The 21,064-nt window shown below is 36.4% G+C and carries 21 protein-coding genes, 1 pseudogene and 1 riboswitch; of the genes and pseudogenes, 5 read left to right on the forward strand and 17 right to left on the reverse strand.

Annotation, left to right across the window (positions count from 1 at the left end):
- Window positions 1–30 precede the first annotated feature (30 nt).
- The gene (locus ACTXGU_RS12930; protein WP_443481936.1) at window positions 31–1,245 is read right to left on the reverse strand and encodes a hypothetical protein; all 1,215 of its coding nucleotides are present in this window, start codon (window positions 1,243–1,245) and stop codon (window positions 31–33) included.
- A gap of 252 nt (window positions 1,246–1,497) precedes the next feature.
- On the opposite strand from ACTXGU_RS12930, the gene ACTXGU_RS12935 reads away from it, so the two are divergent.
- A complete protein-coding gene (locus tag ACTXGU_RS12935) occupies window positions 1,498–1,902 on the forward strand; it encodes a YkvA family protein (RefSeq protein ID WP_443481937.1) in 405 nt (134 codons plus the stop codon).
- A 517-nt stretch (window positions 1,903–2,419) separates the two neighbouring features.
- Here ACTXGU_RS12935 and ACTXGU_RS12940 read toward each other — a convergent pair.
- The 6 genes from ACTXGU_RS12940 to ACTXGU_RS12965 all read right to left on the reverse strand — a co-directional run bounded on the left by ACTXGU_RS12940 (window position 2,420) and on the right by ACTXGU_RS12965 (window position 9,852).
- Window positions 2,420–2,944, reverse strand: a complete 525-nt coding sequence (locus ACTXGU_RS12940) for a KdsC family phosphatase (protein ID WP_443481938.1) — start codon at window positions 2,942–2,944, stop codon at window positions 2,420–2,422.
- A 9-nt stretch (window positions 2,945–2,953) separates the two neighbouring features.
- Window positions 2,954–3,937: a KpsF/GutQ family sugar-phosphate isomerase gene (locus ACTXGU_RS12945; protein ID WP_443481939.1), complete on the reverse strand. Its 984-nt coding sequence runs from the start codon at window positions 3,935–3,937 to the stop codon at window positions 2,954–2,956.
- A gap of 17 nt (window positions 3,938–3,954) precedes the next feature.
- Window positions 3,955–4,782: a 3-deoxy-8-phosphooctulonate synthase gene (kdsA, locus tag ACTXGU_RS12950; protein WP_443482012.1), complete on the reverse strand. Its 828-nt coding sequence runs from the start codon at window positions 4,780–4,782 to the stop codon at window positions 3,955–3,957.
- 808 nt (window positions 4,783–5,590) lie between these two features.
- Complete coding sequence (locus ACTXGU_RS12955) at window positions 5,591–7,066, reverse strand: NCS1 family nucleobase:cation symporter-1 (RefSeq protein WP_443481940.1); 1,476 nt, start codon at window positions 7,064–7,066, stop codon at window positions 5,591–5,593.
- Window positions 7,067–7,511: 445 nt separating this feature from the next.
- The gene (locus tag ACTXGU_RS12960; protein WP_443481941.1) at window positions 7,512–8,849 is read right to left on the reverse strand and encodes a cation:dicarboxylate symporter family transporter; all 1,338 of its coding nucleotides are present in this window, start codon (window positions 8,847–8,849) and stop codon (window positions 7,512–7,514) included.
- A gap of 394 nt (window positions 8,850–9,243) precedes the next feature.
- Window positions 9,244–9,852, reverse strand: a complete 609-nt coding sequence (locus tag ACTXGU_RS12965) for a xanthine phosphoribosyltransferase (RefSeq protein ID WP_443481942.1) — start codon at window positions 9,850–9,852, stop codon at window positions 9,244–9,246.
- A gap of 365 nt (window positions 9,853–10,217) precedes the next feature.
- A riboswitch (purine riboswitch) is annotated at window positions 10,218–10,319 on the reverse strand.
- 226 nt (window positions 10,320–10,545) lie between these two features.
- On the opposite strand from ACTXGU_RS12965, the gene ACTXGU_RS12970 reads away from it, so the two are divergent.
- From ACTXGU_RS12970 to ACTXGU_RS12980, 3 genes and pseudogenes are all read left to right on the forward strand, one after another.
- Complete coding sequence (locus tag ACTXGU_RS12970) at window positions 10,546–11,814, forward strand: MFS transporter (RefSeq protein WP_443481943.1); 1,269 nt, start codon at window positions 10,546–10,548, stop codon at window positions 11,812–11,814.
- Window positions 11,815–12,084: 270 nt separating this feature from the next.
- Complete coding sequence (locus tag ACTXGU_RS12975) at window positions 12,085–12,516, forward strand: MarR family winged helix-turn-helix transcriptional regulator (RefSeq protein ID WP_443481944.1); 432 nt, start codon at window positions 12,085–12,087, stop codon at window positions 12,514–12,516.
- A 190-nt stretch (window positions 12,517–12,706) separates the two neighbouring features.
- Window positions 12,707–12,844: pseudogene (locus ACTXGU_RS12980) on the forward strand (GNAT family N-acetyltransferase); the annotation flags it as partial.
- A 115-nt stretch (window positions 12,845–12,959) separates the two neighbouring features.
- Here ACTXGU_RS12980 and ACTXGU_RS12985 read toward each other — a convergent pair.
- From ACTXGU_RS12985 to rpmG, 6 genes are all read right to left on the reverse strand, one after another.
- Window positions 12,960–13,361 (reverse strand): type II toxin-antitoxin system death-on-curing family toxin, encoded by a 402-nt coding sequence (locus ACTXGU_RS12985; protein ID WP_443481945.1) that lies wholly within the window; start codon window positions 13,359–13,361, stop codon window positions 12,960–12,962.
- Window positions 13,358–13,609 (reverse strand): AbrB/MazE/SpoVT family DNA-binding domain-containing protein, encoded by a 252-nt coding sequence (locus ACTXGU_RS12990; RefSeq protein ID WP_443481946.1) that lies wholly within the window; start codon window positions 13,607–13,609, stop codon window positions 13,358–13,360. The genes ACTXGU_RS12985 and ACTXGU_RS12990 overlap by 4 nt, the downstream gene beginning before the upstream one ends.
- Before the next feature lie 354 nt (window positions 13,610–13,963).
- Complete coding sequence (locus tag ACTXGU_RS12995; protein ID WP_443481947.1) at window positions 13,964–15,160, reverse strand: GTP-binding protein; 1,197 nt, start codon at window positions 15,158–15,160, stop codon at window positions 13,964–13,966.
- A gap of 81 nt (window positions 15,161–15,241) precedes the next feature.
- Window positions 15,242–15,604 carry a hypothetical protein gene (locus ACTXGU_RS13000; protein WP_443481948.1) on the reverse strand — a complete coding sequence of 121 codons (363 nt, stop codon included), beginning with the start codon at window positions 15,602–15,604 and terminating at the stop codon, window positions 15,242–15,244.
- Window positions 15,605–15,682: 78 nt separating this feature from the next.
- Window positions 15,683–15,952, reverse strand: coding sequence for a 30S ribosomal protein S14 (gene rpsN, locus ACTXGU_RS13005; protein WP_443481949.1), 270 nt, complete (start codon window positions 15,950–15,952; stop codon window positions 15,683–15,685).
- A gap of 293 nt (window positions 15,953–16,245) precedes the next feature.
- Window positions 16,246–16,395, reverse strand: coding sequence for a 50S ribosomal protein L33 (rpmG, locus tag ACTXGU_RS13010; protein WP_101178087.1), 150 nt, complete (start codon window positions 16,393–16,395; stop codon window positions 16,246–16,248).
- A 259-nt stretch (window positions 16,396–16,654) separates the two neighbouring features.
- Here rpmG and folE2 point away from each other — a divergent pair, with 259 nt between their 5' ends.
- Window positions 16,655–17,560, forward strand: a complete 906-nt coding sequence (gene folE2 / locus ACTXGU_RS13015) for a GTP cyclohydrolase FolE2 (RefSeq protein ID WP_443482013.1) — start codon at window positions 16,655–16,657, stop codon at window positions 17,558–17,560.
- A 303-nt stretch (window positions 17,561–17,863) separates the two neighbouring features.
- Here folE2 and ACTXGU_RS13020 read toward each other — a convergent pair whose 3' ends face one another.
- The 4 genes from ACTXGU_RS13020 to ACTXGU_RS13035 form a co-directional block, all read right to left on the reverse strand.
- Complete coding sequence (locus ACTXGU_RS13020) at window positions 17,864–18,370, reverse strand: hypothetical protein (RefSeq protein ID WP_443481950.1); 507 nt, start codon at window positions 18,368–18,370, stop codon at window positions 17,864–17,866.
- Between the two features lie 12 nt (window positions 18,371–18,382).
- The gene (locus tag ACTXGU_RS13025; protein WP_443481951.1) at window positions 18,383–19,006 is read right to left on the reverse strand and encodes an iron-containing alcohol dehydrogenase; all 624 of its coding nucleotides are present in this window, start codon (window positions 19,004–19,006) and stop codon (window positions 18,383–18,385) included.
- Between the two features lie 107 nt (window positions 19,007–19,113).
- A complete protein-coding gene (locus tag ACTXGU_RS13030) occupies window positions 19,114–19,599 on the reverse strand; it encodes an aminotransferase class III-fold pyridoxal phosphate-dependent enzyme (RefSeq protein ID WP_443482014.1) in 486 nt (161 codons plus the stop codon).
- 445 nt (window positions 19,600–20,044) lie between these two features.
- A complete protein-coding gene (locus ACTXGU_RS13035; protein WP_443481952.1) occupies window positions 20,045–21,031 on the reverse strand; it encodes a metal ABC transporter substrate-binding protein in 987 nt (328 codons plus the stop codon).
- Window positions 21,032–21,064: the final 33 nt, after the last annotated feature.

Below are 21,064 nucleotides of genomic sequence, written 5' to 3' on the forward strand. Positions count from 1 at the left end.
AAATCGACTTATTGGACAGCCCCTGCTTTTCTATAATTTATCATGACGTTTTGATGTAAAGGATTGGAATGAAATAATCTTGTTGCTGTTATCGTAAAAAAGATCATCTACATCGAGTTTCTCTGTTTCTAACGCATCCTCGTCTTCCCATACACCTTCTGTATAAAAAGGATAGAGATTTTCTGGATACGCTTCTTTGCTGGTTGCAAAGGTTGTATGCATATTTTCCAATTCTTCAACAAGTACATGTTCTATTGCTGTTACCTTTGAGGAAATACTGCTTTTGGAAACACCAAATTTTAACGCCAACTCTTTTTGAGTAAGGATATCAGCATACGGGAGATTTTGACTACTCAAATAAACCAGGGCAGCCACGTAAATCATTGGCTTTTTTATGTTTGGATTTTTCCGCTGACAATATTGATACCATAAATGTACCACTATATCGATCATTCCTTCATCCGCATCCAATTCCATCATAAAATCAACAAAAAGTAATGCCACTTTTCTTTGCTTAGCGTTCTTCCAATCCAACCGCTCAAACGATACATCGGATGAACCAAAGAAAAAAAGTGCAAGTACTTCTGGATAATTCTTACTTACAAAAGTAGTCTTCTCTGTCTCTTCGCTATTTTCATATAAGTCTAGAACAGCTTCTACTATTCCATCACTGATATTTGCCGGCATTTCAACATATGTCGTAAAAAACAATGCTGTTTCTCCTGCTGGGAGAATAGTTCCTAAGACAATTCCTCCAAGCTGAATAGTTGCTTCCTCATCAAACAATTTTATTTGATAGATTTGCTTTGTAAAAATATCCTGTACGGTTACATAGTCATCTTGATAGCTTTGAATAATACAAATGGCAGATTGTGCTTGCTTCCATCCTTGCAGCAAAGACTTTATTCGTTTGCCTTTAATCGAATCACTAAAGCTTTCAATATATTCGACCATAATTGTTTTGCCTTGTAATTCCACACAAGAAATAAGCCATGTGGTGGTAAAAAAGTGAAGTAAATCCTTAATTTCTGGTGTTACGGTCAGATGCTTGTAACATTTCTCTAAGTAATCGTCTATCTCAGATGCATATTGGTTAATTGCATATTCAAAAATATCGATCTGAATATTATTCAGTTCATTTTCAATCTTATGATTTAATGAAAGAATATGTTTTTTTCCACAGCAGTTTATCCATTTTTTTTCACTGCCACAACTGCATAAACCATCTTGTACTTTTCCGACCATCACTTTCCCCCCAATCACAGCTTCTTCTTTCCGCTACATTCTCCATTGGTGCCATACTGCTTTTTATTGCTTATTTACTTTCCTTATTATAACATGTATACCCTTCAGTTGGATGCAACGCTAATATTTATAGTGACACAAAATGGAACCATGATCCTCTCAAAAGATATCATAAAGAAAGGTGTTCCTTTTTATCTTTTCTCTAATTTTGTTAAAATATAACGTAACAAATATAGAAGGGAGTTTTCAACAATGGAAAAGTCTCCAAAACAATTAGAAGAAGACATAGAAGTTGCAGGCAAACATTATTCAGAAGATAAATTTTGGGAGAAATTAAAAAAATTCGGAAAAAAAGCTGGTTCTTCCGTTGTTTATGCCGTTTTACTTTTATACTACACCTTAAAAAAGCCGGAAGTTCCTGCTAAAACAAAAGCAACCATTATCGGAGCTTTAGGATATTTTATCCTCCCATTTGATTTAATCCCAGACTTCGCTGTTGGGATTGGCTATACAGATGATTTAGGTGCATTAGGCTTCGCTTTACTGCAAGTTGCCATGTATATAGATGACGACATAAAAAACAAAGCAAAAGCTAAATTAAGTGATTGGTTTGGCAGCCATACAGATACTGCTGCTATTGATGAGAAAATTAAGTAAACTTCCTTCAGTGATAGGTAAAAAACAAATGCTCAAGCGCCTTGAACAGCTCTGAAGAAAATATTTTCATGACTCAAAAAGTATTTTTTACTTTTGGCTGTTTACGTAAAGATTGTTGCTTTTAAACGCGCAGCCTGAATACACTTCGCTTTCCGTAGGCGAGCGTCGAGCCTCCTCGTCGCATACGCTCCTGTGGGGTCTCGTCTTTCTCGCATTCCCACAGGAGTCTACGTGTATTCAGTCTGCTGAGTACTTTTTCTCCCATTTTTTTACGTAAATAACAACAAACTTTGAGAAAACAGCCTTTCTTTTAGAGGTATGGGGTTATTTTTCACAAGAGCTAGGCGCTGGCCGATTAAAGGCTCCACGTCCTGTGGTAACATCGGCACTAGTACGTCATGTACGTCGAAGCTGGATGCGGACTCAACTGCTAAGTTAGCCACAACTCCGTTTCGTTTATAATTTCCTGGTGTACAATGAAAAAAGCTAGGGAACAATATCTCCTAGCTTTTCTACGTTATTGAGTAACTTCTGATTTTCTTTGTAAAAACAACTGCAGTAAATCTTCCTCACTATACTGCTGTTTTAGAAGGAAATCGATCATTTCCCGAACTGCTCCATTTCCGCCACTCGCTTTTGTTACTAGCTTTGCCTGTTTTTTGACAAAATCAATGGCATTTTGTGGGGCACACGGAAATCCTACCGTTTTTAAAATAGGAATATCGTTGAGATCATCTCCAATATAACAAACTTCCTCTAAATCTATTCCTATTTGATCGATTATTTCATATAATATGGTTAATTTATCCATAATCCCTTCATATACAAAATCAATCTTTAGCTCCTCTGCTCTTTTCAAGACAGCTTTTGATTTTCTTCCAGTAATAATCGCCGTTTTTATTCCTGCTTGGTGGGCTAAACTAATGCCCATGCCGTCTTGTGTGTGAAATGCTTTATATTCGGTGCCATCTGAACCGATAAACAACCGGCCATCTGTTAATACACCGTCTACATCAAATACAATCAGTTTAATCTTAAACATAAGTAACCTCTACAATCCTAAATTCATTAAATCATGCAAATGCAGCATGCCTACTGGTGAATTATTTTCATTGACAATCGGCAGTACGGTTATTTTTTTACTTTCCATTAACTGCAACGCCTCTACCGCTAATGTTCCTTCCTCTACTGCGATAGGAACATCTGGGGCAAGACTTTCCACCGTTTCATTTAAAGCATCCATCGAAAGTGAGAAGGCACGTCGGATATCTCCATCCGATAAGACACCGACTAAGTGATCTGCCTCATCAACAATGCTGGCAGCTCCTAATCCTTGATCCGTCATTACAAATAAGGCATCCTTCACTTTGTCTCCTTGCCGCACACTTGGATTTTTCCGTGTATCCGCTACAACATCATCCACTTTTAACAGAAGTTTTCTTCCTAATGATCCACTTGGATGGAATAAAGCAAAATCTTCTGGGCGAAACTTTCTCGCTTCTAAGAGTGCAATGGCCAGAGCATCACCTAATGCTAACGTTACAGTAGTACTTGTTGTCGGCGCTAATCCTAAAGGACATGCTTCCTCAAATTCCCCAAGACATAATACAATATCGGCTTTTATGGCTAATGTAGAAAAGTTGTTTTTGGAAATCGCAATTAATTTTGCGCCAATTGTTTGAATGGACGGAAGCAAACTTAATACTTCTTCACTTTCTCCACTATTAGAAATAGCAAGAACAACATCATCAGCCGTTATCATTCCAAGATCCCCATGGAGTCCTTCAGATGGATGCAAAAAACAAGAAGGTGTACCTGTACTAGATAAAGTGGATTTAATTTTCCTTGCAATAATACCTGATTTTCCAATACCAGTAACTACTACTTTTCCTTTACACGATAATATTAACTCAATCGCTTCTTCTATGGAAGAATCAAGAACATGACGTAAATCTAAAATGGCTTGCGCTTCTTTTTCTAAAACCGTGGCAAATGTATCTGTATAATCGAGTCTAGTCAAATTGGCATCTTGCATTCGATTCACTCCTATTGTTACAGATTTTTTATTAACCGGTCAATCTCTTGAATTGGCTTTAATACTTCTTCTAGCTTCTCTAGCTTTACCATATTCGGTCCATCTGACAACGCTTCATCTGGATTTGGATGCACTTCCATAAATATCGCTGAAATACCAACAGCAGCAGCTGCACGAGACAAATATGGAACGAATTCACGCTTCCCGCCTGTTGTTGTGCCATTTCCTCCAGGTATTTGCACACTATGTGTCGCATCAAAGACAATCGGTGTACCTAACTCATTCATTGAGATAAGCGATCTCATGTCCACAACTAAATTATTGTACCCAAAAGTGGAACCACGCTCTGTTAATAAAATTTGCTCATTTCCCGATTCCTTCAGCTTCGTCACGACATTTTTCATATCCCACGGTGCTAAAAACTGTCCCTTTTTTACATTCACAATTTTCCCTGTTGCTGCTGCTGCAACTAATAAATCCGTTTGTCTGCATAAAAATGCTGGAATTTGCAGAATATCCAGTACTTCTGCTGCTTTTGCAGCCTGATTCGGTTCATGAATATCTGACGTAACTGACACTTCAAATTTTTCTTTTACCTTTGCCAATATTTCCAACCCTTCGTCAAGTCCTGGTCCTCTAAATGAATGGATAGAGGATCGATTTGCTTTGTCATAAGAAGCTTTAAAAATGAAAGGAATTCCTAGCCTAGAAGTAATTTCTTTTAATTGCCCAGCCGTTTCCATAATTAATGCCTCATCTTCAATGACACATGGGCCCGCTATTAATACAAAAGGGTAGTTTCCTCCAAAAGCAATTGAATCGTTTAGTGTTATTATATTGGTGATAACACATACCTCCTTTAAATTTTTGTCGAGAGATTGAGAATAATTTACTTTGCAAACATAGTTTAAGTGGATAATTTGAAGGGTCAGTTCCAGTGGGAAAATTCGGATAATTCAGTTTTATTTGCCGTGTAGTTTACATAATACAATAGATTAGAAAATAAATAAAGCAATACGCTAAATTTTCTAATATTTCTTTTTTTGTAATAGCATTCAATTGATGACCGATTTTACTCGATTGGGAGAAGTGAACATAAAGTAAAATATCTAAGTTTTTGACAAACACCATACTAAGAAAAGCGCAAGCGCCCTTGCTCATCGACGGAAAAAGCTGGACTGAATCGAGTGAGATAAAGGAAACACGAAGAGCGTGAGCGATTCGATGTTAACTTATCGTAGACGAGGTGAGGGAAGCGTTGAAGTCGATAGGGCGCTGGAGCTAGACACTAAACTAGGTTCGAAATTTTATACTTTCTTATCTTTGAACAAAAGCGCAAGCGCCTTGAACAGCTCTGAAGAAAAATGTTCACATGACTCAAAAAGTGCTTTTTACTTTTAGAGGCATGGGGTTATTTTTCACAAGAGCTAGGCGCTGGAGCTAGATGCGGACACAACCACCGAGTTATCCACAATCCCATTTCGTTTATAATTTCCTGACGATAAAAAAGGTTGATATGAAAGAGTCGTAAAACCCTTTCATATCAACCTATAAGTTAAGGAATGCTACTGAATAACTTTTAATCTCTCAAACATATGATTTATTCATGAACATGAAACACTCCGTCTAAGATTATTCCCTTTCAACAAAACCTTAATTAGTAGGAGAGGAAGCATTTTCAATGTCTACTCTTTTTTCCTTGCTCGACGGCTGCATCAAAACAATATAAGAAATGAAGCCGAAGCCAATTCCTAAAAACCACGAATAGGTGTAGAGATCTTTAAGCGCTGGAACCATCAACCCTATAAAGGATGCGATTAATCCAATCACTAATGCGATGAACGCTTTTGGATTATAGCCTTTTTTATAAGCATAATCTCCATCCTTTTTATAAAAGCTTGCCAAATCGTACTTCTTGCGTTTCACAATATAATAATCTGCAATCATAATCCCTGCTACCGGACCAAGCGCCCCTCCAATTGCACCAAGAACGTTAAAGATCGTACCTGCATTGTTGAACCAAAGCCATGGCATAAAAAACACGGCTAATACGATAGAGATAATGCCAGCTCTAACAAAAGTTAGTTTCTTAGGAAATAAATTGACTAAATCATATGCTGGAGATACAACGTTTGCTGCAACATTCACCGACAATGTCGCAATCAGCAATGCAAATGCGCCTAAAATAAGGACAATTGGATTTCCAAATGCTTGCAGAAGTTCGACCGGATTCCAAATAGGTCTGCCAAAAGCAATAATCGTGCCTGAGGTAGTAATAATACTCATAATCGAAAAAATAATAGCTGTTCCTGGCAACCCTATGCCTTGACCAATAACCTGATCCTTTTGACTACGAGAAAAACGGGTAAAATCAGGAATATTCAAAATTAAGGTGGCCCAGGTTCCAACAAGTCCTGTAACGGAAATCCAAAATACATTCCAAAATTCTCCTCCTGATAGTGTAGAAGGTTCAGAAAATAAAGGCCCAACCCCCTTTGAAACGACAATTGCCCAAATGACAAGTCCCAACCCCAGTATAATTACAAGAGGACCTGCCCATAGTTCAAAGAATTTCACACGTTCCATCCCATGAGAGATGATAACTGCATGCAATATCCAAAATAATGCTACTGCGATAGCGTCATTTAAACCCATTCCAATAATATGAATATCCGATAAACTGTTCCACCCAGGTATTAAAACACCTAAGACAGCTCCAACCGCCTTGCTTCCTGCATACGCTTGTACGGCAAACCAAAAAATTGCAACAAATCCTCGGATAATGATAGGGAATTGTGCGCCATTATAACCAAAAGAGGCACGAACTAATACAGGGAAAGGCACACCAAATTTTGCTCCCGATGAACTATTCAACCACATCGCAATAATCAAAATAATATTGGCAAAAATCACCGTTCCTAATGCTTGCCAAACATTCATTCCTAGGCCAAGCAAACTTCCTGCTGTCTCATAAGCTACAATATTATGAACCATTCCCATCCATACTGTTGTGTAATTCAGCCAAGTCCAATTTCTTTTCTCCTTTGGAACGGGTGCAAGGTCTTCATTGTATAAAGATGGATCCTTTACTTTCAAAACATTCGTTTCGTCAACTAAATTAGTATTCATCTTATATCCCCCTTGTTTAATGGCAGATTTTGACCAAAGTAATAAATGATGAGACTTTCATTTGCAGCTTAATGTTGAAACTTTTCGCCTCCTTATAAAAAGTCTAAATTTTCTGATTTTTATATTTTAACACGCTCTTTTTATTTGAACAATCATTTATTTTGTAAAAACCTAAAAATTTACAAAAGATTCTAACGATACATTTTGAAAAGTTTTTTAATAAAGGCTGTTTTCGTATAGATTATTACTTTTAAACGACAGCCTGCTAAGAAACGCTTTTCCAAATGTATCAAATGTATTCAACAAACTTTGAGAAAACTGCCTTAATAAATAAGATTTTACTGAATCATTAGGGGTTTGGAGAGAGATCTTATGTTAGTTTCTATACAAAAAAATCCTAATTAACGCTTGCCGCCCGTTAATTAGGATTTTTTCAATAGTCCATTTATTGTGCTTTTGCAGATGGTTGATAATTGCTTGAATTTTCATCAAGTTCGATTTTGATTGTTCCATCCAATACGCCTTGTGCACGTTCTTTATCAAGCAGTTTTTCCCATTTTGCGATAAAAAATGCTGCTACCGCATATCCAATTATATTTACTGTTGTACGATAATTCCCCATAAAACGGTCTGGTGCTAACATTAATGCCACCGCAGCAATTGGAATGCTGCCTGTTGCTGCAGCTGTTGCAGATAACGCAACAAAAGCAGATCCTGGGATACCAGCCATTCCTTTAGAAGTTAACAACAACACACCAAGTATTAATAACTGATCTCCGTAAGTTAAGTCAACTCCAGTTGCCTGCGCTAAAAACACAAGAGCGATTGATAAATAAATCGACGCACCGTCAAGGTTAAAAGAATATCCAGTTGGAACCACTAGTCCAACAACCGCTTTGTTGCAGCCTGCTTGTTCAAATTTTTTCATCAACTGCGGCATAACAGCTTCTGTGGAACCAGTTGCAAAAGAAAGCATAATCTCTTCACTAATATATTTAATTAATTTCCACAAACTTAAACCTATGAATACTCGGAAAATAATGGCCAATACGACAACAAATGCTAAACATGCTACCGTCATTGCTACAAAAAGTTTTCCAAAAGATGCTAACGTGTTCAATCCATACTGACTTACTGCAAAAGCCATCGCACTGAAAGTAGCAAGAACCGTCAGCTGCATAATATAGCCCATTATTTTGAAAAGAACATTATTGACATTTTCCAACACATCAATGAGCAATTCAGAAGTTCGGCCACCAATATGTACTACTGCAATTCCAAATAAACAAGAGATTAACAAAACTTGAAGCATGGAATTATTCGCAAACGCGCCAACTGCACTATCAGGGATCATATTAAGGAAAAAATCACCTTCGCTCGGCAATTGTGAACCACCTGTTTTTGCTTCTACATCACTTGTGCTTAATGTGGAAGGATCAATGTTTAATCCTGCACCAGGATTCATTAAGTTCGCGACTACCATTCCAATAATTAAAGCAAAAGTAGTAACAATCTCAAAGTATAAAATCGTTTTCCCGCCAATTTTCCCAACCGTTTTTATATTGCCTACATTTGCAATCCCAACAACAACAACACCAAAAATAAGCGGTGCGATGATCATTTTGATCAGCTTAATAAAGCCATCTCCAATCGGTTTTACGGCAGTCCCAAAAGCAGGCCATAAATAGCCAATTAAAACCCCAGCTACAATCGCTACCATAATTTGAAACAACATACCTTTGTAAAATGGTTTCTTTGCTTTTAATACACCTTCGTTTTTCATTACCATTCTCCCCTTTTCCAAATTTTTTCAGCAATGAATATTCTAGATGTTATCTCTGTTAACATGATAACGTAAAATATAGTAACATTCATTGTTGACTATTACTAAAAAAATGAAAAAACGTTAGTTAAGTTAACCAAAAAAAACGATATATTCCGAATATTCAAATATATATTTTAGAAGATGTTCGTATCTAACCATTTTCTATTAGAACAAAAGTACAGGGCTAGGCGCTCTATGCTGGATACGAATCCAACCGTTAAGTTATCCCCGGATCCGTTTCGTTTGTATTTTCTTATACTGTAAAAAAAAAGACGATTCTTATTCAAAAAACTGAATAAGAGTCGTCTTAAGTTGGTTCATAGACCATATTTTTAGCGAATTACTGTTCATGTTAATTGCCTCCAGTAGATAAATTCTCTGCTGTACGTTCTTCTGCAAACTGTACTTTTCCATCTTGCAAGGAAGCAATTCGCGCTAATGATTCCAATCGATAGCCTTTTGCCATTAGTTCCTCTGCACCCGGCTGGAACGACTTTTCAATCAAAATACCAATGCCGCTGACTTTTGCTTTTGCTTGCTCGATAATGTCTGCCAATCCGATTGCTGCCTGTCCATTAGCCAGGAAGTCATCAATAATAAGAACAGAATCTCCTTCTGTAATATATTGCTTTGATACCGTAATTTTATTGGACTCTTGCTTTGTAAAGCTGTAAACAGTAGAAGTAAGCAAATCGCTTGTTAAAGTTAATGACTTTCTTTTTCTTGCAAAAATAACTGGAACATTTAATTCAAGACCTGCCATAATTGCAGGAGCAATTCCAGATGATTCAATCGTTAAAATCTTTGTAATAGACTCTTCTTTGAATCTTTTTGCAAATTCTATTCCGATTTCTTTCATTAAATGTGGATCCATTTGATGATTGATAAAAGAATCCACCTTTAGTACATTATCACTCAGCACAATGCCTTCTTTTTCAATTTTTTGCTTCAATAATTCCATCGTGTTTTCACCCACTCCTTTAAAAATAATAAAAAATAATCTGTTTCCCTTCGCAGCTCTGTCCCCTTTTCCATAAATAAAAAAGGCTGTTTTCGTATAGATTGTTGCTTTTAAACGCGCAGCCTGAATACACTTCGCTTTCCGTGGGCGAGCGTCGAGCCTCCTCGTCGCATACGCTCCTTTGGGGTCTCGTCTTTCTCGCATTCCCACAGGAGTCACGTGTATTCAGTCTGCTGAGTATTTCCTCTCCCATTTTTTTACGTAAAAAACAACAAACTTTGAGAAAACAGCCATAAAAAAGAGAACAATCCTTTCCTACAAAAGTAAGCAACTGTTCTTCTTGATCTAAAACTAAGTTAGTAAATGCCATATGCTCGCTTACTCGTAGCCAGATAATTTACGGTTATCCGTTAGAAACTTACAGGCACTATTCCTGTTATTATACGAGAAAATTATTTTTTTAGACATTATGGATTATAAAGGAAGTAAGCTAGATTGAAAACAAATATTTTACGAAAGTCGAAAGTTCCAATAAAAAATCCAACAAATTTCGAGTCACACAATCACTATTTAAATCTTGACATTCTTTGCATCTTAAAATATATTTAGTTGTACATACAAAATAGAAATATTTACTTCTTATATTTTTTATACACAACCAAAATTTATCTAAGAAATTGGAGTGCCAACCAAATGGATACAAGCATAAAATCAACGAAGTTTTATTACGGATGGGTTGTTGTGGCTATTACGTTTATTACCTTATTAATATCGGCAGGTATTCGTTCGATGCCAAGTATTCTTATTCTTCCTTTTGAAGAAGAGTTCGGATGGAGCCGCGGCGGAATTTCCAGCGTTATATCATTTGGAATCTTTTTATACGGGTTGGTAGGACCATTTTCAGCATCATTATTGCAACGATTTGGGATAAGAAGAGTGATCGTGATTTCTTTAGCCATTTTAGCAATCAGTCTTTCTCTTACACCGTTGATGACATCTTTATGGCAATTTCAACTATTATGGGGATTTGTTTCAGGTCTTGCGACAGGAATGATGGCAAATGTACTTGGCGTAACGATTAGCAATAACTGGTTTGTTAAACGGCAAGGCTTTGTCATAGGATTATTGACAGCAAGTGCTGCTACCGGACAATTATTATTTCTGCCATTGCTTGCAAAAATTATTGAGGTTGCCGGATGGAAGTATTCTGTTTTTACAGCAGTAGCAGTTATTTTATTAGTCCTTTTGCTTGTTGCCATCTGGATGCGCAACCATCCGTATGATATAGGTGTCCCAGCTTATGGAGCTAATGAACTGGCAAAACCAACTGTATTAAAAGGAAACTCTTTTCTTGCACCAATAAACGCCTTGCGTTTTGCAGTTAAAAACACTACTTTTTGGATTTTATCAGCTACATTCTTTTTCTGTGGCTTCTCGACAAACGGCTTGATTGGCACCCATCTTATTGCTGCAGGCCATGATCACGGGATAGCACAAGTAACCGCTGCAGGGCTGCTTGCTTTTATGGGCATTTTCGACTTGATTGGAACAACATTTTCCGGTTGGCTGTCAGACAGGTACGATAGTCGCAAACTGTTATTCTGGTATTACGGATTACGTGGAATCTCTCTGCTGTTTTTACCATTTGCTCTTAATAGCAATCACATGATGCTGATTATTTTCTCCGTCTTTTACGGTCTTGATTGGATTGCGACTGTTCCTCCAACCGTTAAACTTGCATCACAAGAGTTCGGTAAAGAAAAAGCAGGCATGATCTTTGGCTGGATTGTTGTCGCCCATCAAATTGGTGCTTCAACTGCTGCATACAGCGCTGGATTATTAAGAGAAGTACTTGGCAGTTATACCGTACCATTTGTTGCTGCTGGACTCGTTTGTTTAATAGCAGCATTAATGGCTTTAAAAATTTCAAAAGTACGAGAACAGCAATCATTGAATGTGTAACTCTTTTCTTGTATTAATTGACAAAACGAAGAAATTACTTTACATTTTTTGTTGTACAAACAAAACTTTTATGGAAAATCGCCCCTCGTATTTACCATCTAACAGGAAATGAGGGCAGATTCTAACCTAATAAAGGCGGCGTGAGCGAAGCCACTCCAATCTTAATAAGGATAAAAACCAACTACAGAGCACCATCACTCGTTTTTTTCCAATAAAGTTGGCGAAGCTCCGGCCCCTTTTCATAAAAACTCCCATGGAGGCGCATGTATAATGGATGAACACTTTCTTCACAATTGCCTATTTTTTACTGCTAACCGATTAAGCCGAGCTATCACAAAAATGGCGGAAGAAGAATTTGCTTCGACCGGATTAACCCCAATGTATGGATATATTATTCGACTCGTTAACGGAAATCCAGGTATTTCTCAAAAGGAATTAGCGGAAAAGTTATCTATTACTGCTTCTACTACTACTCGTTTTATTGACAAATTAGAAGGAAAACAATTAGTGGAAAGAAAAGGGAAAGGGAAAACAGTAGAAATATTTCCAACCGAAAAAGGAAAAGAATTAGAACCAATCGTTCGTCAAGCATCTAAAAATTTACTAACACGGTATGAAGCAATTTTAGGCAAAGAATTATCAGAAAAAGTGAAAACGGAAATTGAAAAAACTAGTGATAAATTAGAACAGGAACATAATTAGAAAAGCGGAAGCACCTGCCTGTAGACAAAATCTATTTTATAGACTTTGTCCACAGGCTTTTTTATGTCGAATTCGCGATAAACTTCGCTGGAGAACTGTCGCACACTAAAAGAAGGAATAAAAACTACACTCTATCATCTACAAGAAGATGCAGCAAATAAGAAATTCCGTGAATTCTTTAAACATATCTACTAGTTGGGAATTAGCTACAATTTTAGAAGAAGAACGTAATTTTTATCTGTATGAAAAAATGGGCTACATCAGAACAGGTGTTAATAAGAAATTGAACGAAAATACAACCCTTATATTTTATAAAAAAGATTGTTAAACCACTTTAGATTATTCAAGAAACGGGCGCAATAAATGAATAATGGCTTAATTGCTCATAATAATTCTGAGCAACTGAGCTAATTTTTATAAGAAGAAATGGTTCTTTTTTGATCTTATAGCTTTTCTGTATGTTCTTTAATCGTTGAGACAATTTTTTCAAATGTATATTTATGATTTACAACATCGACTGTAAAGTCTTGTTCCTCATCTATTCCCATTGTCCATCTGTAATGATTTATTTTCAAAAACACAATGAGTGCGGCAAGAGATGTTCTTTTGTTCGCATTGTGGAAAGCATGATTTTTAGCGATTGATTCAAATAATGCTGCTGCTTTTTCATATATAGATGGATAAGCATCCCGACCAAATACTGATTGCTTTGGTCGGTTAATCGCAGAGTCAAGTAGGCCTGGATCTTTTACACCTATTTGTTCTTTTGGTGAGAATAGACGAATTTGCACCGTATTGATCGCGATTACTTGATTGGTCGTTAAATAAACGATTTTGTCCATCATCTATCAACTAACCCTTTAAATGCTTTGTCATGCTCTTTTATTACATCGTTAAGAAGCTCCATAAATTCAGCATCTACTCCGTCTGGAAGATGTAGTTTTTCTTTCTTTTGTAAAATGATCTTTCCATCTTGTACTTCGACTTGTACGTCATCTCCTTGAGCTAACCCTACTTGCTTTAATAACTCAGGAGGTAGTGTGATTCCAATACTATTTCCTATCTTTGTAACTTTTCTTTCAATTTGCTCCACAAATTTCACGCCCCTTTGTTATAACTGTTATAACAATTATAACATAATATACTCTATTCTCAATGAGCTAGGTCTCCAAGATATTATATATTCAGCAAACGGGCACTATTATGGAGTTATACAGGTAGGAAATGAGCAAACTTTTTTAGAATAGAAACTTAAAACTTCTAGGTAAGAATCCATTTTGATCAAGTTTTTTTCAAAATGGATTCTTTTTAACTACCGTAAAAATGTGTGTTCAAACGATATTTTTTATCAAGCTTTATTGCAAAGCAACATCTATCCACTTCAATATTAGGAATTATTTCGATTTGTATACTTCCGATGCTCCCTCTCAAAAATACATTTCACTTCTTATTGGGCAGATATCTGCCAATCAAAAGGATCTTTTAATTTGCTCCATTCCTCATTAAACTCATCAGCTGTAAGCAAACAATCATCTAATTCCTTTTTAATAAAATCCACATCCAAGTCGATTCCAATAAACACAAGTTTTGTATGGCGGTCCCCGTATTCTTCATCCCAAGTTTCTTGAAGTTGAGGATTATTTCGGATTAGTTCTTTTTGTTGAGCTTCTGGAAGTGAAGCAACCCAATAAGAAATCGGCTCAATGTTAACAGAAGGCCCCGCCTGAGATAACAGCAATGCTAAATTGTTGCGGCTTGCACACCAGACAATCCCTTTCGCTCGAACAATTTGCAAAGGCATAGAGTTGCACCAATTATTGAAGCGCTCTGAATGAAAAGGTCTTTTATTATAATAAACAAACGAAGAGATGCCGTATTCCTCCGTTTCTGGCGTATGGTCAGCCGGTCCAATATTCAGCTCTTTCAGCCAGCCTGCTGATTCACTTGCTTTATCAAAATCAAATAAGTTTGTATTTAATATTTCTTTAGGATCAACAACACTATTAACTGTACGAATGATCTTTGCTGAAGGCTGCAAGGTTCTTATCACTTTTTCCAGCTTTGTTAGATCCTCCGCTGCGACTAAATCGCATTTATTTAAAACTAACACATCGCAAAATTCAATTTGATCAATTAATAAATCAGCAATATTGCGAATATCGTCTTCTCCAACTGCTTCCTTGCGATCCAGCAAAGAATCGCCTGACTCAAAATCATGCCAAAAACGGTTCGCATCGACTACTGTCACCATCGTATCCAATTTGCAAAATTTTGTTAAGTCAATCCCCAGTTCTTCATCAATATAAGAGAATGTTTGAGCTACAGGAACTGGCTCACTAATGCCGGATGATTCAATTAAGATGTAATCAATATCCCCCAGTTTTGCCAGCCTTTCCACTTCTACCAGCAAATCTTCCCGTAAAGTACAGCAAATGCAGCCATTCGACATTTCGACCAGCTTTTCTTCTGTTCGAGAAAAACCGCCTTGCTTTTGAACTAATTCGCTGTCAATATTTACTTCGCTCATATCATTCACAATAACGGCAACCTTAAGACCTTCACGATTATGTAAAATATAATTCATTAAAGTTGTTTTACCAGCTCCTAAATAACCGCTTAAAACTGTCACTGGAATCTTTTTCATTTGATCCACCCTTTTCTATTAAAAGAATCTAAAAGCATAAAAATACTACATCCAAACTATCCATACCGATTGATAATCTGGCTACGAAACAAATATAAATGACAATTTATTATCCTTTAATTTATGCTTACTTCTCTGCAATTCCGTACAATCAATCCATTTCATTCGATTGCACCTTTCCTTTATCACTCGATCAATTTCAGCTTGTGCCTCATTCATCGCATCTATAATGGCTAAAATATCAACTGAAAAATGGACTGCTGCTTCTTTAAAAGGCGATTTTTCATTCATGAGCTGAATAAAATGCGTCTCATTTAACGCGACTTCCTCTAATTCATTTTCTCTACTTTCAATATATTGATAAATTTCTCTCTTTTTAGCCGGCAAGTTCTTAACAGCACTTCGAAGTAAAAATTCAATTAAAATTGGATTTATTGAATTCATGCTCCAAACCTCCAGATTTTCTGACATAAACTTCAGCCGCCAAATTCCTTCATTTAGCAGCTGACCCTAGAATACGTTTTACCAGCTCGACTTTTTTACTCCTGGAATTTGCCCCTTATGAGCATATTCTCTAAAGGCAATCCGAGACATTTTGAACTTTCTTAAAAATCCTCTTGGTCTACCCGTCACTTCACATCTGTTCTTTAGGCGCGTCGGCGACGAATCTCTTGGTAGTTTTCTAAGTGCTTCGTAGTCCCCTTTTTCTTTAAGCTCCATTCGAAGTGCCGCATATTTCTCTACCATTTCTTGACGTTTCTTTTCTTTTACTACTTTTGATTTTTTTGCCACTATCCTTTACCTCCTTTAATATTAAGAAAAGCGGAAGCGCCTTGACCAGTCCCGAAGAAAAATGTTCTCTTGGCTCAAAAAGTGCTTTTTACTTTTAGAGACAAGAGGTTATCTTTCCAGGGGCTAGGTGCTGGCCGGCTAAATGCGCCACGTTCTGTGGCGACGCCGGCACTAGTACATCCTGTACGTCGGAGCTAGACACTCATCTAACTTGAACTTATAAATTCTGTTATTTAACCAAAGCGAAATGATTACGATTTATAATTCATACTAAAAGAAACCTTTCCCTAATCTTATTTCGTCTCACGGTGCAAAGTACGTTTTTTCAAACGCGGGCAATACTTCATCAGTTCAATACGATCTGGGTTGTTTCTTTTATTTTTCGTTGTAATGTAATTTCTATCTCCTGTTTCTGTACATGCTAATGTAATGGTAACTCTCATGTTTTTTCCTCCTTAGATTTTTTCAGACTATAACAATTCTGTTAAAATTACTAATACCTTTCTTAAATCGTAATTATTACGATTTATTCATCAAAAAATATTAACTACTTTAACAGAACCCATTAATTAATATTATCAATTTTTAATTATAATTAAATATATAATTATTTGCAACATTTAAGTTACTTAAACATTGATTTTTATCCTATCGCCCTTATAATAAACTGTAATGATTACGATTTACAAAGGAGCAATAATGATGAAAACGACTATTCAGTTACCTAATAAGTTGGAACGCCACCGCCATTTCGGTTCGGTGGATCCAATAAAAAATAGAACAAAACCAGAAGAAAAAGAAAATATGACAGATCTGCAGAACACGCCAAAAGACTATTTTTTCGAAATTGATCATGTTGGGATATCTAATGTTTCTCATCCTATCAACATTACTTCTTCTATGGAACCTAATCTGCAAACAACAATAGGAACCTTTACTATTACTACTAATCTTGTTCGTGATCGCAAGGGAATTAACATGAGCAGACTTACAGAATTATTGCAAGAATACTATGAACACGGCTGGATCCTTGACATGGATTTCCTTCAAGCATTTACGAAGGAAATCGCGGAAAGAATGAGCCAACATAAATCTTCTCTTTCCGTTTCCTTTCCTTGGTATTATGAAAGAAAAGCTCCTGTGACAAGTAAAAAGGGATTTATGCATTCTTCCGTTTCTTTGGAAACTAGCTATGATCAAGAAAAAGGCTGGAAATCATTTATTGGACTTGAAGCTGCTGTCACTACTTTATGTCCTTGCTCAAAGGAAATTAGCGAATATAGTGCCCATAACCAAAGAGGCATCGTAAAAATTAAGGTAGAATTACATCCTTCTACTCCATGGCCATCGGATATAAAAAAAGAATTGCTTAACGTGGCAGAATCAAATGCAAGTTCTATGCTTCACCCTGTCCTTAAAAGACCTGATGAAAAGAAGGTAACAGAGCAAGCCTATGAAAACCCTCGTTTTGTTGAAGACTTCATTCGTCTTATTGCTGCCGACTTATATGAATTAGATTGGGTAAAATCTTTTGACATCGAATGCCGAAACGAAGAATCGATTCATCTACATGATGCTTATGCAAGGCTTTCTTTTGACAAAGACTGATTTTGTTTTTTCGTGTAGTGACGTGTTTATTTGCAGAATGCAAAAAAGAAATAATTTGAACTTGTTTATTTATAAGTTTTTTCAAATACCGACAAAAATTATATAAAATTATTACTAAGTAATGTTTACCTACATTAATAAAAGAGACGGGGCTGTCCCAAAGGGGAAAATCCATTGAAAATTGAAAATCAAGAATGTTGATATATCAGTATTCTTGAACATAAAAAGTGGCAGCCAATAGCCGAAAAATCGACTAATTGGACAGCCCCGTCTCTTATTTATTTTAATAAATAGGACTGCTATTTATATTGTACTTACACTTCTTAACTGCAAATACACTTCTTTTAAAGATTCCTTTGTCATCGTGACAGGGTTGTTTTGCATATTAGGTGCAAAGCTGTTTTCCACAAGACTGTTTAATTGTTCTTCTGTAAGGACCCCAGCGTCTTCCAATGTCATTTTTAAGCCCATTTCTTTTTTCATTTCATCTATTTTATCTGCCAATTCTTCCGCATTTTTAAAACCAAGTCGTTGGCTGAAAGCGTTAAGTCGTTCAGCTTCTGGTCCATTGCTGTTAATTCTCCAGAAGGAAGGCAATGTCATAGCACATGCCTCACCATGTGGTACTCCAAAATCTTGAGTTAGTGGATAAGAACAATCATGTGCAGCGGCTGTTTGTGTTAAATTAAAAGCCATGCCAGCTGTAACAGATGCCTCACTCATTTTTGCTCTAGCCTCCATATTTTCTGGTTCATGATAGGCTTTTAATAAGTACTGAAAGACAAGGGATGCAGCTCTTTCTGCTGCCATATCTGTAAAGGGCTAATGCTTTTTACCATAGTATGCTTCTAATGAATGTGCCAAAACATCAATTCCACTTATTGCAGTAACAGAAGGAGGACAAGTAACCGTTAATTCAGGATCTATAAGTGCATATACTGGATAGAAGTAATCGCTGGCAATCGGTGCTTTTACATCATTTTCTGTATCTGTCAATACAGAAACAGTTGTAACTTCGCTTGCCGTTCCTGAGGTTGTTGGAATTGCGATAAATGGAATGCCAGGCTCGTCAACTGGTCGTTTCTTTGAAAAGTAATCTGCGGTTCCATATGGCGTTTTTGCTACAAAGCATGCCACCTTTGCACAGTCCATAACGCTTCCGCCCCCAAGTGCAATGGCAAAATCACATTGTTTTTCACGAATGGCCTCTGCACAGTCATCCGTATTTTTAACGGTTGGATTTGGTTGGATATCAGAAAAAACAGCAACAATTTTCCCTTCTGAACTATCCATAATCTCTTGTGCAATTCCGCTTCGCACCATAGAAGGAGCACTAATTAGTATTCCTCTTTCAACATTCATTTGTTTTAGAATCTCTGATATTTTTTTTATTTTCCCAACTCCAAAGTCAATAGGTACAGGCTGCTTATAAAAGAAATTTTCCATTCTTTTACTCCCTCTCTTTCTATATTTTATTCATTCAGCCCCATCTCTTCTTTGAAAAAAATATATTTTTCTAGATATGTAGAAATGAGGCTGTAATTTATCTTATCTTAATTCGAAATTAACGCTTTGTCTGTAAATAAGTACTCTTTCTCAAAAATATCCATTGCTTCATTTATTTCTTGTTCCGAAATAATCAATGGAGGAGCAATAATGACGCTGGATTCATGTGAATACGTATAGAATCCGTGTTCTCCTAACAAGCCAACAAAATTCTTCATTAGTCCGACTTTAGCTTTGCCATAATCCATTCCGTAAGAAATAACCAGTTCTCCAGTCGTCTTGTCTTTTACAAGTTCCACTGCAGCAAAGAGTCCAATATGACGTACTTCACCTACTGAATCATACTTGCAAAGTTGATCAAGTCGTTTTGCAAGGATTTGTCCAATCTCTTCAGCATTTTCAATGATTTTCTCTTCTTTATATACATCAAGAGTTGCATTCCCAATTTGTGTAGAGACAGTATGTCCGTTGTAAGTTAATCCTGTCATAAGAACATTTTCATCAAAGTAGTTTGCGATTTTTTCACATACAATACCTTTGTCATATTGCTTGGAGCAGCTTCAATGATTTTTTTTGCTAGTTCCGTTTTGCTATTCACGAAAATATGAGCCTCGTGATAACATAAAATAATTATCTGATTTATTATAATGTATATTTCGTTTACTTACATTAGTCAAAGTGTCAGTAATTAATAGCTGCTCATTTTACATTAAACTACACTCTTGGCAGCTAAAGGCTTATTATAAGAAAAATGCAAGCGCCTTGCTCAGCCCCGAAGAAAAATGTTCACATGACTCAAAAAGTGCTTTTTACTTTTAGAGGCATGGGGTTATTTTTCACAGGGGCTAGGCGCTGTAACTAGACACCCATCTAACTTCAAAAATATTATGCTTTCTTATCTTAAAACAAAAAATGCACAAGAGATTTCGTAAGTGAAATCTTTTGTGCATTGCTTTGTTAATATTATTTGGCTCTTTCTTATTCTGATTGGGACTGAACTAATTTCTCTAAATTAGCTTCCATTACTTGTATATAATCAAGCCCTTTCGCTTGATCTTTTTCGCTTAAACCTTCTAGTGTACTAAGAACTTCTGTTTTTGCACCAATTTCATCGGCAAGGGTTTTCGCTAATTTTGGCGAAGCAATTTCTTCAAAGTAAATAACCTTAACATCATGCTCCTTCGCAAAATCTTTTAGCTCTGCAAGTTTTTGTGCATTTGGCTCTTGCTCCGGTGATAATCCAGCTATTGGTACTTGAGTTAAACCATACTCTTTTGCTAAATATCCAAATGCAGCATGCTGAGTGATTAATTCTTTCTTCTTAACACCTTTTAATTCTGTGCGGTAATCATTATCTAATTGAGTTAACTTTGCAATGTACGCCTTACTATTTTTTTCATAGGAAGTTTTATTGTCTGGATCAGCACTTATTAATGCATCAGTAATCGTTTGCACCTCTTTTTGTGCTAAAGCAGGGCTGAGCCAAACATGGGGATCCATTTCGTGATGATGTTCATGCTCTCCTTCATGATGCTCCTCTTCTTCCGTTCCATCCTCATGATGTTCTTCTTCCTCTTCTATCCCTTCTGCCAATGTAATTCCTTTACTTGCTTCTACAAAATTCACTTTCTTGCCGCTTAAGCTATCTTTCACCTGAGGAACCCATGTTTCCATATATTCACTATTGTAAATAAATAGATCTGCATTTTGAATATTGGCCACATCTTTTGGAGAAGGCTCCCATTCATGTGGTTCAGTGCTTGATGGAATTAATAATTCAACATCCGCTTGGTCTCCTGCAACATTTTTTGTAAATTCATACATCGGATAAAAAGTGGTTATAACTTTTATTTTTTCAGAATCCGCTGTTTTTCCATTTGTAGTTTCACTAGTTTTCCCACACCCGGCCATAAAAACAACTGCCACTAAAGCAATTAAAACTGTTCTTAATCGAAAAAATTTCATTGCAACATTTCCCCTTCATTTCAATTTAAACTT

It is taken from the genome of Niallia sp. 01092 (genome assembly GCF_052318935.1).
GTDB lineage: Bacteria > Bacillota > Bacilli > Bacillales > Cytobacillaceae > Niallia.

Coding starts and splice junctions, on each gene's coding strand:
- folE2 (WP_443482013.1), top strand. CDS start 16,655: ATGAAAACGACTATTCAGTTACCTAATAAGTTGGAACGCCACCGCCAT.
- ACTXGU_RS12995 (WP_443481947.1), bottom strand. CDS start 15,160: ATGAAAAAGATTCCAGTGACAGTTTTAAGCGGTTATTTAGGAGCTGGT.
- ACTXGU_RS12985 (WP_443481945.1), bottom strand. CDS start 13,361: ATGATGGACAAAATCGTTTATTTAACGACCAATCAAGTAATCGCGATC.
- ACTXGU_RS13025 (WP_443481951.1), bottom strand. CDS start 19,006: ATGGAAAATTTCTTTTATAAGCAGCCTGTACCTATTGACTTTGGAGTT.
- ACTXGU_RS12930 (WP_443481936.1), bottom strand. CDS start 1,245: ATGGTCGGAAAAGTACAAGATGGTTTATGCAGTTGTGGCAGTGAAAAA.
- ACTXGU_RS12970 (WP_443481943.1), top strand. CDS start 10,546: ATGGATACAAGCATAAAATCAACGAAGTTTTATTACGGATGGGTTGTT.
- ACTXGU_RS12945 (WP_443481939.1), bottom strand. CDS start 3,937: ATGCAAGATGCCAATTTGACTAGACTCGATTATACAGATACATTTGCC.
- rpmG (WP_101178087.1), bottom strand. CDS start 16,395: ATGAGAGTTACCATTACATTAGCATGTACAGAAACAGGAGATAGAAAT.
- ACTXGU_RS12940 (WP_443481938.1), bottom strand. CDS start 2,944: ATGTTTAAGATTAAACTGATTGTATTTGATGTAGACGGTGTATTAACA.
- ACTXGU_RS12935 (WP_443481937.1), top strand. CDS start 1,498: ATGGAAAAGTCTCCAAAACAATTAGAAGAAGACATAGAAGTTGCAGGC.
- ACTXGU_RS12960 (WP_443481941.1), bottom strand. CDS start 8,849: ATGAAAAACGAAGGTGTATTAAAAGCAAAGAAACCATTTTACAAAGGT.
- ACTXGU_RS12975 (WP_443481944.1), top strand. CDS start 12,085: ATGGATGAACACTTTCTTCACAATTGCCTATTTTTTACTGCTAACCGA.
- ACTXGU_RS13020 (WP_443481950.1), bottom strand. CDS start 18,370: ATGGCAGCAGAAAGAGCTGCATCCCTTGTCTTTCAGTACTTATTAAAA.
- ACTXGU_RS12965 (WP_443481942.1), bottom strand. CDS start 9,852: ATGGAATTATTGAAGCAAAAAATTGAAAAAGAAGGCATTGTGCTGAGT.
- ACTXGU_RS12955 (WP_443481940.1), bottom strand. CDS start 7,066: ATGAATACTAATTTAGTTGACGAAACGAATGTTTTGAAAGTAAAGGAT.
- ACTXGU_RS13000 (WP_443481948.1), bottom strand. CDS start 15,604: ATGAATTCAATAAATCCAATTTTAATTGAATTTTTACTTCGAAGTGCT.
- ACTXGU_RS13035 (WP_443481952.1), bottom strand. CDS start 21,031: ATGAAATTTTTTCGATTAAGAACAGTTTTAATTGCTTTAGTGGCAGTT.